Genomic DNA, 14,894 nt, shown 5'->3' on the forward strand with positions numbered 1-14,894 from the left:
GGACCCCGGGTTAATTTTTACACTTCTCTAGGCGTTTTCTTTTTTACCTTTTCTCGTTTTTTTTCCGGTTTTGGTTCTCTTGGCTTCCGGACAAGACCCAATTCCTTTTTCTCACGGGCTAATGCTTTATAGAGAGAGAGCATCATTAAGATTATAATAATCGAGAATGGAAAAGCTACAATAATTAAAGCATTTTGCAATGCATCCAAGCCACCACTGTATAAGAGAATAGCGGCCATTGCAGCTGAGATAATTCCCCACGAAAGCTTAACTATGTTCGGTGGTGTAAGGGAGCCATAGGTCGTTTGCATGCCTAAAACAAAGGTTGCTGAGTCTGCAGATGTGATAAAAAAGATTGCGACTAGAGCAATTCCGATTATTGATAAGAAAATGGAGAAAGGCATATCATGAAAGACAGCGAATAATAGCTCTTCTGTTGCAAATTGTGTTAGATCAACCGCTCCAGATTGTTGAACATCGATAGCTGTCGTGCCAAATACAGCAAACCAAATAAAGCTGACAATAGCTGGTAGCAATAGAACGCCGATAATAAATTCGCGAATGGTACGCCCTCGAGAAACTCTGGCGATAAAAATACCAACAAAAGGTGACCATGAAATAAACCATGCCCAATAAAAAATTGTCCAGTCATTGATCCACTCTCGATGGTTAGGAGAGAGTGGAGCGATTCGGAAGCTCATTTGGATGATATTTTGAATATAGGCTCCAATTGTATCAGTAAACATATTTAAAATAAATAAGCTAGGGCCAAGGATAAAGACCAAAACGAGTAAGATTACTGCTAAAACCATATTCGTATTGCTTAGGTACTTGATTCCTTTACTTAATCCTGACCAGGCGGACATCAAAAATAAGACTGTAACAATTGCGATGATGATGAGCTGGATCGGAAAAGAAATTGGAATATCTAAAAGGTAAGCTAGTCCCCCATTTATTTGCGCAGCTCCAAAACCTAGAGTTGTCGACACCCCAATGACTGTAGCCAAAACAGCAAGAATGTCGATTAATACAGCAACTCGGCCTTTTGAATACTTTCCTAATATGGGACTTAATGTTGCACTTATTAAGCCTGGTTGGTCTTTGCGGAAATTGAAAAAGGCTAAGCTTAATCCAACCAGTGCATAAATCGCCCATGTGTGGATTCCCCAATGAAAAAAGGCATAACGCATTGATTCTTTTAATGCGTCATCAGTGCCAGGCTCAGCAGTAGGGGGATAAATGGCAAAATGAGAGATAGGCTCTGCAGCTCCCCAGAAAACTAAGCCAATTCCCATACCGGCACTAAAGAGCATGGCAAACCATGAGAGCCTAGAAAATTCAGGTCTTTCATCTTGTTTTCCTAAACGAATGGTGCCTACAGGGCTAAAAATAAGAAAGATACAAAAAATAACAATGACGGAAACTAAAATTAAATAATACCAACCAAATCGGGTTGTAATAAAATCCTTAATATTCGAGGTTGCGGCTTCAAAACTGTTAGGTGATACAACGCCATAAATTACCGCAATAACTAAGATGGCAGCAGATATCCAAAATACATTCGAAATTTTCTTCATGCCGTTTTCCTTTCATTTAAAAGTTTTCATTTTTCCACCATAACAATGATTGAGGTCTTTTTCAAATGACTTGTTTGCATAAAACAGCAAATTTCGATAATCTTCCTCTGTATCAACATCATAAAAAAGCCTTGTATTTTCGATGATAAGTCTTTTTCCGTGAAAAGCTTTATTTTTTAAAAAAGCCTTAGCACCTTTATCTCCTTCCAATGTTTTGATCCTTGGAAACATTGTGGCAGAAAATAAAATGGGAGGCATGGTAATTCCGGCTGTAGATGATGCTACAAAATCTAATGAAGTTTCATTTTTAAAACAAGTAATAAGTTGCTCAATTAGTTTTTTTGAAATAAAGGGTTGATCGGCAAGTAAAACGATAATGGCATCCATCTTTGCGATATTGGCATGCTTCACACCCCATTTCAAAGATTCCGCCTGTCCTCGCGCTGCAGTTGGACATTCAATAAACATACATTTTTTATTTATCAGCAAATCTTGGTCTACCCAAGTATGATTGCCAATGGTGATCACGTATATTGTAGTTAATGAAGATTGTACAGCTTCACGTAAAGCCATACTGCCAATGGTTGTATTGTGGATAGGTAAGGTTAGCTTTTGTTTTCCCATTCGCATACTTTTACCAGCTGCTAAATAAACTCCGCCAATTTTCATTTTATCTTTCCTCGTTGCACGGCAATTAATTCAGCAATAATGCTAATGGCAATCTCTGTAGGTCCTTCAGCACCGATTGCGAGTCCGACAGGGGTATAAAGATGGTTAGGAAAAGGACTGTCCAACAATAAACGTTTCGTTCTGTTTTTGGAACCTAAAATTCCCAAGTAGCGAAGCTTCTTATCTTGTAGCTGCGCAAGGATTTGAGTATCTTGCTGAAAGTCATGTGTCATTATAATGATGAAATCCCATTCGGAAAAAACTACATCTCTTGTAAGATCTGAAAGATTGCCAATAGTTAAAGAATCGGCATCTGGAAAATACTGTTTTTGCCCATAAGTTTCCCGCCAATCTAGCACATGAACGGAAAATCCAGCCCAAGCAGCTAATCCTGTAAGAGGCCGAGCATCTAGTCCTGCCCCAAAAATATACAGATATGGCTTAGGCCAGATCATTTGGTAATAATAGGGCTGATCATTAATCGTTTTGATGCCATTTACGTGTGAGTAAGGGCAATTAAATAGATCAAGGAAGATAGAGGGCTGATCAGCTGTATAAAGTTGAAAATCATCATAATCTAGTAAGGATTGCACATATAAAACAGGTTTGCGTTTTTGCAAAGAATAGGAGATTTCGAAAAACATTTGGCGCAAAGAAGAATCAATATCCTGAAGTAAAACAGTAATTTCTCCATTGCATCCCGCACCTTTTCCCCAACCGAGATCATCCTCGGAACTTAAATCATAGACTAGCGTTTTCATTGTTCGTGCAGTGTAAATAGCTGCCGATTGTTCCCGTATATCTTGTTCAAGGCAGCCTCCAGCAAGAGCTTCAACAAAAACAGCAAGAACTAGAGCAAAATCAACTTCAGATTGAGGAACAATTTCAAAATCAAAAAAAGCAAGCACAAGAGACGATTCAGCAGGCAAGTCAGACATTACAACAAAATTTGACAACAATGGATCAGTTAGCCATGAAACAAACAGAACAACAATTGCAACAAGCCACCCAACAACTAACACAAATGCAAGGACTGGCTGTTGAACAAGCTACAACAGCCACCCAGCAACAATTAGAACAGGTGCAACAGCAAATTGAACAGGCTGCTCAAACCTTGCAATTAATCGAAAGTTTACAGAGTGGCAATAATAGTTTTAAAAAGGGTTTAGATTAGTTAGATGTAGGCGATCTTTAACCATGCAAAAGAGACCAGAATATGATACTATAATAGTAAGTTCATAAATGGTTGGAGATGCAGAGAGACCGAGCAACACTATTGTCTTAATTTATAGTGTTTGTTTGTGTCTCTTTTTTTGCGTCTTTTTTAATTGGAGAGGTAAGTAGGGTTTTGGCTAATCGTGGCTTTGCTAAGGGAAGTTCATAGGCTGTCGCTATTTTAGTCGTCCGCTTGCGTTTTCCTAATAAAGGGAGGAATGACACTATGAAAGAATTTTCGGGTTTAAACAGAGTGGATGTTTTGACCAAGTTGGAACAAGGGAGTTTCGATTTACTTGTTATTGGTGGAGGCATAACAGGCGCGGGAATCGCTCTAGATGCAGCTACGAGAGGCTTGAAAGTAGCACTCGTAGAAATGAATGATTTTGCATCAGGTACTTCAAGCCGTTCAACCAAATTAGTGCATGGTGGATTACGTTATTTAAAGCAGTTTGAAATTAAGGAAGTAGCTGACCTCGGAAAAGAACGAGCGATTGTCTACGAAAATGGTCCACATGTGACCACACCTGAATGGATGTTACTTCCTTTTCATACAGGAGGCACGTTTGGGAAATTCACCACTTCTGTTGGATTAATGGTGTATGACTTTTTAGCTGGCGTAAAAAAGTCAGAAAGAAGAAAGATGCTTTCCATTGATGAAACTTTAGCGAAGGTCCCGTTCATTAAAAAGGCTGGTTTAAAAGGCAGTGGCTATTATGTTGAATATCGGACAGATGATGCACGCTTAACGATTGAGGTTATGAAGGCGGCTGTGCAAAAAGGTGCTACGGTTGTCAATTATGCGCAGGCAGATAAATTTTTATATAATAACGAAGGGCAAGCAATCGGGATCGAAGTACAAGATCGTCTTAGTGAAAAGCGTGTGACTGTAAAGGCGAGCAAAATTGTCAATGCAACAGGTCCGTGGGTAGATGATTTGCGTGAAATGGATGGTTCCAAAACTGAGAAGCATTTACGTTTGTCTAAAGGTGTGCATATTGTTTTTGATGAATCAATCTTTCCATTACATCAAGCCGTATACTTTGATACTCCTGATGGTCGGATGGTGTTTGCCATTCCACGCAATGGTAAAACTTATGTCGGTACAACAGACACGTTTTTTGAAGGGGATCCAGCAGAGATGTATGCAACCCAAGAAGACCGTAGTTATTTATTAAAAGCTATTTTATCTATGTTTCCTGATTTAAAGGTATCAGATTCTGATATAGAATCTAGTTGGGCTGGAGTACGTCCTTTAATCCATGAGGAAGGTAAGGCCCCATCGGAAATCTCTCGGAAAGATGAAATTTGGGAATCGAATAGTGGTCTAATTACCATTGCAGGTGGAAAATTAACTGGTTACCGTAAGATGGCAGAAACTGTGGTAAATTTAGTTGTAAGTAAATTAAACCAGAGAGACTCTAATCATTTTGCAGCTTGTCAAACAAGAAATCTGCCTATTTCGGGTGGGGATATGGGGGGGGCCTCCCGTCTAGATGCATTTATTCAAGAAAAAGGTAAAATAGCAGAAAGTTATGGATTGTCAGAGGAAGAAGGCCGTAAACTGGCGAAGTTATATGGTACAAATGTGGATACTGTTTTAGAGTACTTGCCGAAACAAAAAGGAGAACTGCCTGTTACAATGCATGCCCAACTTTTATATGCAATCCACCATGAAATGACAGTTCAACCAGTAGACTTCTTTATCCGGAGAACAGGGGAGTTATTATTTGAAGTTGGCTTGGTCCATCAGTGGAAAGACGCTGTTATCAAGGAAATGGCTTCAATATTTACCTGGTCTGAAACAGAATGCAAAAGAGCAGAGGAAGCATTAGAACATGAACTTAAACATGCAACTGGTACAGCTGCTACGATAAAAGAGTAATGGCATGATGCATGATAAGATTGACTCTGAAAAACGAAACGAGAGACCATTTTAATATTTTATATAAATGAGTCCATTTCATCATTGCTTATTAATGATCCATACAATGTTATTGTTAAAGGAGATTGAATTGTTAGTCCATGTATTCCTTAACTTAGTTGATTGGAGCGGAAGGTGGCGACTCCGGGGGATTAGCGTGACAGGTGAGATTCCGCAGTAGCATATAGCGACGAGGAAGCTCACCGCACGCCCCCCCGGAAAGCCTCCACCTAGCGTAAATCAACGTTGTTCGGATTTGAAGGCTAAAATCTCTATTATAAAATTGATTCAAATAGCTAAATGAGAGCAGAAGACACGGGATTTCAGATTAGACCGGTTGCTCGTGAAAAAGACTGCCTTCTGCTCAAGAACCAATATGTACATAAGGTAATTATTTATATTCTAATGAATGGCTCTTTTTAAAAAGGATGGGAAAGGATAAATTTGGCCTAATACCTGAGCTGGAAAACGGGTGTTTGTGCTTTTTTATGAAAGGAAGGGGTAATGTCGTGGCTTTCCATGAACAGAAAGTATTACCTGCATTAAGAGATTTGCGGAATTTCGAACATATTTTAGATAGTCATTATGAATATTTTGTTCTACTGGAAGTACGTATTAGTAATCTCAAAAAAATTATCCATGCAGCTAAAAAACGTGGGAAAAAGGTTCTTGTTCATGTTGATTTAATTCAAGGCTTGAATACAGATGATTATGCAGCAGAATTTATTTGTAATGATATAAAACCAGCGGGGATAATTTCTACAAGGTCAAATATGATTTTAAAAGCAAAAGCGAAAGGGATTTTAGCGATTCAAAGAACGTTCCTCTTGGATACGATTGCCCTAAAAAAGAGCTATATGCTAATTGAACGAACAAAACCCGATTATATTGAAGTTTTACCGGGAGTAGTGCCAGAGCTAATTCGTGAAATACAGGAGCATACAGGATGTAAAATTATTTCTGGTGGCCTAATTCGGACGGTAGAGCAAGTACAAGCGGCATTAGAGGCCGGTGCAGAAGCAGTAACAACGTCTGAAATGGAACTGTGGGAAGCTTTTGAAAAAGCTGTAAACGATACAGAATAATGGATAAATTAGAGGAGGGAAATTATGGAGAAATACATTTTGGCATTGGATCAGGGAACAACAAGTACAAGAGCCATCTTATTTGATAAAATGGGGGGGATTTTTCATAAATCGCAAGTTGAGTTTAATCAATATTTTCCCCATCCGGGATGGGTAGAACATAATGCGAATGAAATATGGAGTTCGGTTCTAGCTGTAGTGGCAAGTGTTATGACGGATAAAAATATACTACCTGAGCAAATCGAAGGAATCGGCATCACGAATCAGCGGGAAACAACGGTCGTATGGGATCGCCATACTGGCAAGCCGATCTATAATGCGATTGTTTGGCAATCACGACAAACAGCTTCAATTTGTCATGATCTTAAAGAGCAAGGATTAGAGGAGACTTTTAGAAATAAAACGGGTTTGTTAATTGATCCTTATTTTTCCGGAACAAAGCTTAAATGGATACTAGATCATGTCGAAGGAGCCAGGGAAAAAGCACAAAATGGCGATTTATTATTTGGAACAATTGATACTTGGCTTGTGTGGAAATTATCTGGTGGAAAAGCTCATGTAACAGACTATTCGAATGCATCCAGAACACTTATGTTCAATATTCATGAACTACAATGGGATGAGAAATTGCTAAATATACTAGATGTACCAGCCGCAATGCTTCCTGAAGTGCGTCCATCTTCTGAAGTCTACGCGCACACTGTAGATTACCATTTTTTTGGTCGTGCTGTGCCAATTGCTGGTATGGCAGGAGACCAACAGGCCGCATTATTTGGTCAAACCTGTTTTGAAAGTGGTATGGGAAAGAACACATATGGAACAGGTTGCTTTATGCTATTACATACGGGTGAAAAGGCAGTTGAATCAAAACACGGTTTATTGACAACGATTGCTTGGGGAATAGATGGAAAAATTGAGTATGCCTTAGAGGGAAGTATTTTTGTGGCAGGGTCTGCTATCCAGTGGCTCCGAGATGGTTTACGTATGTTTCGTGATTCAGCTGAAAGTGAGGAATACGCTAGAAGGGTATCCTCAACAGATGGGGTGTACGTTGTGCCCGCCTTTGTCGGATTAGGGACACCTTATTGGGATAGTGATGTAAAGGGAGCGGTCTTCGGCCTGACGCGAGGCACTTCGAAGGAGCATTTTATTCGTGCGACATTGGAATCTCTTGCATATCAAACAAAGGACGTTTTAAATGCAATGGAGGCAGATTCAGGAATACCCCTGAAAACATTGCGTGTCGATGGCGGGGCTGTCAAAAATGATTTCTTAATGCAATTCCAGAGTGATCTGCTCGATGTACCAGTAGAAAGACCAAAGGTAGAAGAAACAACGGCCTTGGGAGCGGCTTATTTGGCTGGTTTGGCAATTGGCTTCTGGGAAGACAAAGACGAAATTAAAAGCTTTTGGGAAATAGATCAAAACTTTGTAGCCAATATGGCGGAAGAACAAAGGACATCTTTGTATAATGGATGGAAGAAAGCGATTGAAGCTACGATGGCGTTTAAGTAAATACAGACTATTAATAGGCACATGCATCCAGAATTTTTAGAACAATAAGGTATGCTTTTTATTAAAAAAGTGTATACGAAGTATTCCTGACTTCGTATACATTTTTTTAGGTTATCATCTGTCTGATTTTTAAAAAAACACCTTGCTCAATATTGCACAATCTCCCTTGATCGTATATATTAAAGATAAGGGATCCCAATAAAAATGGAGGTGCTGGAAAATGAAATTAAAAGATAAAGTTGCTATTGTGACAGGTGCTGGATCAGGAATGGGAAAAGCAATCGCGGTCTTATATGCAAAAGAAGGGGCTAAAGTGATTGCGAGTGATATCAACAGAGAAACAGTGAAAGCGGTTGTAGACGAGATTAAGGAAGCCGGTGGACAAGCTTCTGCTGTTATAGCGAATGTCGCTAAGGAAGAGGATATTGAAAACATGGTGGATGTAGCATTAAAAGAATATGGCACTGTAGATATTTTAGTGAATAACGCAGGGATTATGGATAACTTTGTGCCGGCTGCTAATGTGACAGATGAATTATGGGAACGTGTTATGTCCATTAATACAACAGGTGTGATGCGAGCGATCCGTAAAGTATTGCCTATTTTTCAAGAAAAGCAAAGTGGAGTGATTATTAATAATGCTTCCATTGGAGGTCTTTATGGGTCAAGAGCTGGTGCTGCCTACACCGCATCGAAGCATGCTGTCATTGGCTTAACGAAAAATGTTGCTTTTCAATATGCAGAATTCGGTATTCGTTGTAATGCAATTGCTCCAGGTGGAGTTGAAACAAATATCGGCTCAACAATAAATAATCCAGATCCATTTGGAATGAAGAAGGCAATGAGTGGAGCCGAATTCAACCCGAAAAATGGGAAGCCAGAAGAAATTGCTACCATTGCTCTTTTCCTTGGTTCACGTGATTCAGACTTTGTAAATGGTGTAGTAATTACAGCTGATGGTGGTTGGACGGCTTATTAAAAAAGCAATCAGTCAAAATGTGGCGCGAAGACTTTATTTAAATTAGCGGGGGATAGGCTTCTTATCTACAGACGAGTAGTTGGCTATGATGAAAGAATAATGATTTATAGAAAAACCAAAAGCAAAAGCATGCAATCTGATGGGGTAATCATCGGATTGCATGCTTTATGAGGAAGAAATAAGTAAATTTGGACGGATTTACTGAAAGGTAATGGCTGTGACACCATTCAATTTATATAGTAGTTGAGTAATTTGATTGTCTTCTAAATGAGTCTTAGATTGTATTTTTAGTTCTAATACATACTTAGTCGTATTATCAAGGTTTTCCATTCTAACTCGGTAATCTTTAATTGAAAATTTATGAAGGGTAAGATTTTCGATGATCATTTTGATGCTTTCTGTTGAAAGGCAATCAACTGATAATTGGTACGATTTAGGGATTGCAAATTTGAAGATGCGATTTAGTAATTCTAACCCAACGAGAATTAAGATGGTGCCGAAGATGCCTAGTGCATACATCCCAGCACCGATCGCCATACCAATCCCAGCTGTTGCCCAAATTCCAGCTGCTGTAGTTAATCCATAAATGGAACGGCGCTGGACAAGAATCATTCCGGCTCCTAAAAATCCAACACCACTTACAATTTGAGCGGCAACACGACTCGGATCAAGGCCAATCCCTTCTTCATGTAAAATGTCATTGAAAGCATACTTTGAAATAATCATCATGACAGCGCTTCCTAATGCGACCAAAAAATGAGTTCGTAATCCAGCTTCTTTGAATCTTTTTTCTCTCTCAAGCCCAACGATTGCTCCTAATACCCCCGCTACCAAAACACGGATAAAAAATTCAAAGTTGCCAAGAATCATCGTTCCTCCCCTTTTCCGAAGTAGAATAATAAGAGAATAGAACAATGATAGCAAAATGATGTTTGTCTGAAAAGATGAATTACAAAATTGTTAAAAGGTCATTCCTAATTCCACATAAATATAAACTCGAATGTGAAGAAAGATTGACAAATGCTAGAATTGCCAGATTTCATAAGGGGTGAGAGCATTGACTTCGATGGATATAGTGTTATAATGTAATTGATTCATTGATAATGATTTTCAATGAGAATAAAGAAAATTTGGCTGGATCGGAGTTTCCTATGAAAACGTGGTACTTGGTTGTCGCCTTAATTTTGGCGTCTTTTATTTCGTTATTTGTTGGGGTAAGTGATATCACACCTCAGGATCTGATAAATTTTCAATCAGAAGAAACTCAAATATTTTTAATTAGTCGGGTACCAAGACTTGTTTCTATATTATTAGCTGGTGCCGGAATGAGTATTGCTGGTTTGATTATGCAACAATTGAGTCGAAATAAATTTGTTTCGCCAACAACGGCAGGCACATTAGATGCAACAAGACTAGGTATTCTTGTTTCAATGCTTCTATTTGCAAATGCCTCTACATTTGAGAAAATGCTTGTTGCCTTTATCTTCGCGCTTGGTGGAACTTTATTATTTATGCAAATATTAGATCGAATTAAGTTTAAAGATGCAATTTTCATACCACTTGTAGGTCTGATGTTTGGAAATATTTTATCATCTATTACAACCTTCTTTGCTTATAAGGCAGATGTGATTCAAAATATGTCTTCTTGGCTACAAGGTGATTTCTCGATGATTCTTAAGGGCAGATATGAGCTCTTATATATTAGTATTCCTGTTTTAATTATTGCTTATTTCTTTGCTAACCGTTTTACAGTGGCAGGAATGGGAGAAGACTTTGCAAAAAACTTAGGTCTTCCTTATAAGCGGATTGTCAATATTGGATTAATCCTCGTTGCATTGATTACGGTCACAGTTGTGCTAACGGTTGGAACAATTCCATTTTTAGGATTAATCATCCCTAATATTATTTCCATTATGAAAGGCGACCATATTAGAAAAACATTGCCGCACACAGCATTGCTAGGGGCTATTTTCCTCCTTGTCTGCGATATATTGGGACGTGTGCTTATCTACCCATATGAAATTTCCATTAGTTTGATGGTTGGGGTCATTGGTAGTGGCATATTCTTATATTTGCTATTCCGGAGGAAAGCTTATGCGTAATTCAGTAAAAATCAGTATTCTTGTGCTGGTCGCTGCAGGATGCTGTGGACTTTATTTATTCCATAATCTAAATGGTAGCTTCGATTATGCTTTGCCGAAAAGAACGATTAAAATAGCAGCCATGGTTATTACAGGCATCGCTATAGCATATTCAACAGTTGTTTTTCAGACGATTACTCATAATCGTATTTTAACGCCGAGCATTATGGGATTAGATTCCCTCTATCTGCTTATACAAACATTTGCTATCTTCTTTTTAGGTTCTGATCATATTACGATTGTGAATAAACAGGTAAACTTTTTATTATCTGTGACTGCCATGATTATTTTTGCTTTATTGTTGTTTAAATTTTTATTTAAAAAAGGTCAGCAATCGGTTTATTTCCTACTTTTAGTCGGAATTATTGTTGGAACATTCTTTCAAAGTATTTCGACGTTTTTACAAGTATTAATTGATCCTAATGAATTCCAAATGGTTCAAGATAAGATGTTTGCAAGTTTCAATAATGTTAATGGAGATTTAGTTTGGTTATCATTTTTCTTTGTAGGAGCAATCCTACTAATTGGTTGGAGAAACTTGCCATATCTAGATGTACTATCACTTGGCCGTGATGTGGCAATTAATTTAGGTGTATCTTATGATCGAATTGTTAAACAAATGCTCGTAATTGTAGCAATATTGATTTCTATTTCCACAGCTTTAGTCGGCCCAATTACCTTTTTTGGTTTAATTGTCGCGAATTTGGCTTATCAGTTCTTCAAAACATATAAACATAGCGTGTTAATCACGGGTGCATCGATTATGAGTGTGGTTGCTTTAGTTGGTGGACAATGGGTCGTCGAAAGAGTCTTCACGTTTACGACAACGTTAAGTGTTATTATTAACTTTATCGGTGGAGTGTATTTCATTTATTTATTGTTGAAGGAGAGTAGATCCGCATGATTCAAGTGCTAAATTTAACGAAAATGTATGGGAAAAAACGTGTGGTAGAAGATGTAACGGTTGATATTCAACCTGGACAGATTACATCTTTCATTGGTCCGAATGGTGCTGGGAAATCTACTTTACTATCGATGGTAAGTCGCTTGCTTGATGCGGATACTGGTGAGGTATTAGTGGATAAAAATAATGTTAAAGGCATGAAGTCAGGCGAATTCTCGAAGAAAGTATCGATCCTTAAACAATCTAATTATATGAATGTTCGTTTAACTGTTCGTGAGCTTGTTTCTTTTGGACGCTTTCCCTATTCAAAGGGACGACTAAATGATATTGATCAGAAAAAGATAGATGAAGCGATTGATTATATGGTGTTACGTGATATTGAGGATCAATATCTTGATGAATTGTCAGGTGGACAGAGACAAAGGGCCTTTATTGCCATGGTTATTGCGCAAGATACAGATTACATTTTACTAGATGAACCATTAAATAATTTGGATATGAAACATTCAGTACAAATAATGAAAATTTTGCGTAGGCTTGTTGATGATCTAGGGAAGACCGTTGTGATTGTTCTTCATGATATTAACTTTGCTTCTGTTTATTCTGATCGAATTGTTGCTTTGAAGAATGGTCGTGTTGTGAAAGATGGACCAACACATGAGATTATTCAATCAGAATCTTTAAAGGAAATTTATGATATGGATATCCCGATTCAACAATTAAATAATTGCCGAATCTGTGTGTATTTTAATTCAAACTAAAGGATACTTGGTTGGGCTTAAGAATGAGTCCGAACCATGTCATTTCTTTTTTGAAGGACGTCCAATTAGTCGAAACTTCGATGATTGGACGTCCTTTTAGTATTGAGGAAAATAATTTCGAACCTAGTATTGCAGACATCTTATTCTAAAGAATACCTATAAGGATTTTAAAAATAGTATGGGTATTGAGTTGTGCGAACAGATGAGGGATCTAATGACTGCTTATGTAATTAAGTTTAACTTTTTATGTGAAGTATATCACATAAAGTATCGAGAATTTTAATTCCCAAACAGAACTTTTTGAAAGTATTAGACAATAAATGTTGAGGTAAATGCTCTTATTTTAAAGAACAGTGGGTTCGTACACCCTTTGCAAGACATTTTCAGGTTTTACCTTCATTTATATTGGTAACTATATAGAGAGGAGGTGGGTTGGATGAATTGCGGAGGTAGACAATTAACCTTACAGACAGGTAGTCTGGTTGCAGGATTTATGGTCTGGGTTATTCTTTCCTCGTTAATGCCTTTTATTAGTGTCGATATCCCTTTGTCAACTGGACAAATGGCTTGGGTAACAGCTGTTCCAGTTATATTAGGATCCTTATTAAGGGTTCCGATTGGGTTTTGGACTAATCGATTTGGAGCACGCTTTTTGTTTTTTATTAGTTTTTTAGTTTTAATTGTGCCGATTTATTATATTAGCATCGCTAATACGCTAGTTGATTTAATTATTGGTGGCTTATTTATCGGTGTCGGTGGTGCGATTTTTTCCATTGGTGTCACTTCCCTTCCTAAATATTATGAAAAGGGAAAACATGGCTTTATTAATGGTGTATATGGAATGGGAAATATCGGAACAGCCATTACTAGCTTTGCGGCTCCCGTACTTGCTAATCAATTTGGTTGGCGAAAAACAGTCTTGTTTTATGTCATATTGATGCTCTTATTTGCGTTACTAAACTTTGTGCTCGGTGATCGTAAGGAACCTAAGGTTAACGTTTCAATGGTTGAACAGATCGGTAGCGTCTACAAAAGTTCTAAGCTTTGGTTTTTAAGCTTGTTTTATTTTATTACTTTTGGCTCGTTTGTTGCTTTCACTATTTATTTACCTAATTTTTTAGTGGATCATTTTGCTCTAGAAAAAGTAGATGCTGGTCTTAGAACGGCTGGATTCATCGTATTAGCTACATTATTGCGACCAGTTGGTGGTTGGTTAGGGGATAAGTTTAACTCTTTTAAAATTTTAGCGATCGTATTTGCTGGCCTTACATTTGCGGGCTTTTTGCTTTCTTTTACTCCCTCATTGGCGATTTACACGATTGGCTGTTTAGGAGTAGCGATCTGCGCTGGAATTGGGAACGGAACTATTTTTAAACTTGTTCCATTATACTTTTCCCAGCAAGCAGGGATTGTAAATGGAATTGTTGCAATGATGGGAGGATTAGGTGGCTTTTTTCCACCCTTAATTCTCACAACTCTATTTAGTATGACTGGCCATTATGCCATTGGTTTTATGGCCCTGTCTGAATTTTCACTTGCCAGCTTAATCCTTGTCTTATGGATGTACCATCAAGATCGCCTTTATATCGCGGATAATGTGCTAGAAAATACAGCTTCTGGTATGATGCTGACAACGACAGACGGAAAAATTATTCGTGTGAATCCAGCCTTTACAGAGGTAACAGGATACTCTTCTGAAGAAGCTATTGGTCAAACACCGAAAATCCTCCATTCAGGGAAACATGGTGAAGAATTTTATCAAGCGATGTGGGAACGCATACAAGAGCGAGGTTATTGGAGCGGAGAAATTTGGAATAAACGAAAAAATGGAGAAGTGTATAAAGAATCTCTTACCATTAGTTCCGTAAAAAACGAAGTCGGCGATACTGAGTATTATGCAGGGATGTTTAATGAATTAACGAATCGGTAAATGGCCGCGGAAATTCTAATATAGAAATGAATGGAACAGTGAAATAGCATGGGCAAGCTTACCCTAAGCGACTTTTCCAATCTCATTCTCCTTCTTAAGTATGTGGATTATTAAATGTTCCGTTTAATTGGAAAAAAGTAGGGGAAAATAGGAAAAAGATGCCGAGTATACCCAAAATTTTGCGGAAAGGAAGT

General features: G+C 38.0%; 13 protein-coding genes. 9 read left to right on the forward strand and 4 right to left on the reverse strand.

Annotated elements, in window-relative coordinates; genetic code table 11:
- Positions 1-17: 17 nt before the first annotated feature.
- The 3 genes from J2Z23_RS03750 to J2Z23_RS22165 are packed head-to-tail and all read right to left on the reverse strand — an operon-like array spanning position 18 to position 3,184.
- Positions 18-1,577 (reverse strand): glycine betaine uptake BCCT transporter, encoded by a 1,560-nt coding sequence (locus J2Z23_RS03750; RefSeq protein WP_209973243.1) that lies wholly within the window; start codon positions 1,575-1,577, stop codon positions 18-20.
- 12 nt (positions 1,578-1,589) lie between these two features.
- Positions 1,590-2,246, reverse strand: a complete 657-nt coding sequence (locus J2Z23_RS03755) for a nucleotidyltransferase family protein (protein ID WP_209973244.1) — start codon at positions 2,244-2,246, stop codon at positions 1,590-1,592.
- Positions 2,243-3,184 (reverse strand): XdhC family protein, encoded by a 942-nt coding sequence (locus tag J2Z23_RS22165; RefSeq protein ID WP_238482594.1) that lies wholly within the window; start codon positions 3,182-3,184, stop codon positions 2,243-2,245. Before J2Z23_RS22165 ends, J2Z23_RS03755 begins: the two co-directional genes overlap by 4 nt.
- Positions 3,185-3,195: 11 nt before the next feature.
- Here J2Z23_RS22165 and J2Z23_RS22170 point away from each other — a divergent pair, with 11 nt between their 5' ends.
- The 5 genes from J2Z23_RS22170 to J2Z23_RS03780 all read left to right on the forward strand — a co-directional run bounded on the left by J2Z23_RS22170 (position 3,196) and on the right by J2Z23_RS03780 (position 8,964).
- Entirely contained in the window at positions 3,196-3,420 is a 225-nt protein-coding gene (locus J2Z23_RS22170; protein WP_238482595.1) for a hypothetical protein, read from the forward strand.
- A 267-nt stretch (positions 3,421-3,687) separates the two neighbouring features.
- Positions 3,688-5,346 carry a glycerol-3-phosphate dehydrogenase/oxidase gene (locus tag J2Z23_RS03765; RefSeq protein ID WP_209973245.1) on the forward strand — a complete coding sequence of 553 codons (1,659 nt, stop codon included), beginning with the start codon at positions 3,688-3,690 and terminating at the stop codon, positions 5,344-5,346.
- Between the two features lie 548 nt (positions 5,347-5,894).
- Positions 5,895-6,470, forward strand: a complete 576-nt coding sequence (locus J2Z23_RS03770) for a glycerol-3-phosphate responsive antiterminator (RefSeq protein WP_338018411.1) — start codon at positions 5,895-5,897, stop codon at positions 6,468-6,470.
- Positions 6,471-6,494: 24 nt separating this feature from the next.
- Positions 6,495-7,985 (forward strand): glycerol kinase GlpK, encoded by a 1,491-nt coding sequence (gene glpK / locus J2Z23_RS03775; RefSeq protein ID WP_209973247.1) that lies wholly within the window; start codon positions 6,495-6,497, stop codon positions 7,983-7,985.
- 220 nt (positions 7,986-8,205) lie between these two features.
- Positions 8,206-8,964 carry an SDR family oxidoreductase gene (locus J2Z23_RS03780; protein WP_209973248.1) on the forward strand — a complete coding sequence of 253 codons (759 nt, stop codon included), beginning with the start codon at positions 8,206-8,208 and terminating at the stop codon, positions 8,962-8,964.
- A 198-nt stretch (positions 8,965-9,162) separates the two neighbouring features.
- Here the strand turns inward: J2Z23_RS03780 and J2Z23_RS03785 are convergent, their stop codons facing one another.
- Positions 9,163-9,831 (reverse strand): MgtC/SapB family protein, encoded by a 669-nt coding sequence (locus J2Z23_RS03785; RefSeq protein ID WP_209973385.1) that lies wholly within the window; start codon positions 9,829-9,831, stop codon positions 9,163-9,165.
- A 284-nt stretch (positions 9,832-10,115) separates the two neighbouring features.
- On the opposite strand from J2Z23_RS03785, the gene J2Z23_RS03790 reads away from it, so the two are divergent.
- From J2Z23_RS03790 to J2Z23_RS03805, 4 genes are all read left to right on the forward strand, one after another.
- On the forward strand, positions 10,116-11,066 hold the full coding sequence (locus tag J2Z23_RS03790; protein ID WP_209973249.1) for an ABC transporter permease: 951 nt from the start codon (positions 10,116-10,118) through the stop codon (positions 11,064-11,066).
- Positions 11,059-12,009: an iron chelate uptake ABC transporter family permease subunit gene (locus J2Z23_RS03795; protein WP_209973250.1), complete on the forward strand. Its 951-nt coding sequence runs from the start codon at positions 11,059-11,061 to the stop codon at positions 12,007-12,009. The genes J2Z23_RS03790 and J2Z23_RS03795 overlap by 8 nt, the downstream gene beginning before the upstream one ends.
- Positions 12,006-12,770 (forward strand): iron ABC transporter ATP-binding protein, encoded by a 765-nt coding sequence (locus tag J2Z23_RS03800; RefSeq protein WP_057988550.1) that lies wholly within the window; start codon positions 12,006-12,008, stop codon positions 12,768-12,770. The genes J2Z23_RS03795 and J2Z23_RS03800 overlap by 4 nt, the downstream gene beginning before the upstream one ends.
- A gap of 436 nt (positions 12,771-13,206) precedes the next feature.
- Positions 13,207-14,700: a nitrate/nitrite transporter gene (locus J2Z23_RS03805; protein ID WP_209973251.1), complete on the forward strand. Its 1,494-nt coding sequence runs from the start codon at positions 13,207-13,209 to the stop codon at positions 14,698-14,700.
- Positions 14,701-14,894: the final 194 nt, after the last annotated feature.

Source organism: Lederbergia galactosidilytica (assembly GCF_017873565.1).
Lineage (GTDB): Bacteria > Bacillota > Bacilli > Bacillales > Bacillaceae_C > Lederbergia > Lederbergia galactosidilytica.

Bases quoted from the DNA above. Each gene is read 5' to 3' on its own strand.
- J2Z23_RS03750 (WP_209973243.1), bottom strand. From the start codon at position 1,577: ATGAAGAAAATTTCGAATGTATTTTGGATATCTGCTGCCATCTTAGTT.
- J2Z23_RS03755 (WP_209973244.1), bottom strand. From the start codon at position 2,246: ATGAAAATTGGCGGAGTTTATTTAGCAGCTGGTAAAAGTATGCGAATG.
- J2Z23_RS22165 (WP_238482594.1), bottom strand. From the start codon at position 3,184: ATGTCTGACTTGCCTGCTGAATCGTCTCTTGTGCTTGCTTTTTTTGAT.
- J2Z23_RS03765 (WP_209973245.1), top strand. From the start codon at position 3,688: ATGAAAGAATTTTCGGGTTTAAACAGAGTGGATGTTTTGACCAAGTTG.
- glpK (WP_209973247.1), top strand. From the start codon at position 6,495: ATGGAGAAATACATTTTGGCATTGGATCAGGGAACAACAAGTACAAGA.
- J2Z23_RS03780 (WP_209973248.1), top strand. From the start codon at position 8,206: ATGAAATTAAAAGATAAAGTTGCTATTGTGACAGGTGCTGGATCAGGA.
- J2Z23_RS03790 (WP_209973249.1), top strand. From the start codon at position 10,116: ATGAAAACGTGGTACTTGGTTGTCGCCTTAATTTTGGCGTCTTTTATT.
- J2Z23_RS03795 (WP_209973250.1), top strand. From the start codon at position 11,059: ATGCGTAATTCAGTAAAAATCAGTATTCTTGTGCTGGTCGCTGCAGGA.
- J2Z23_RS03800 (WP_057988550.1), top strand. From the start codon at position 12,006: ATGATTCAAGTGCTAAATTTAACGAAAATGTATGGGAAAAAACGTGTG.
- J2Z23_RS03805 (WP_209973251.1), top strand. From the start codon at position 13,207: ATGAATTGCGGAGGTAGACAATTAACCTTACAGACAGGTAGTCTGGTT.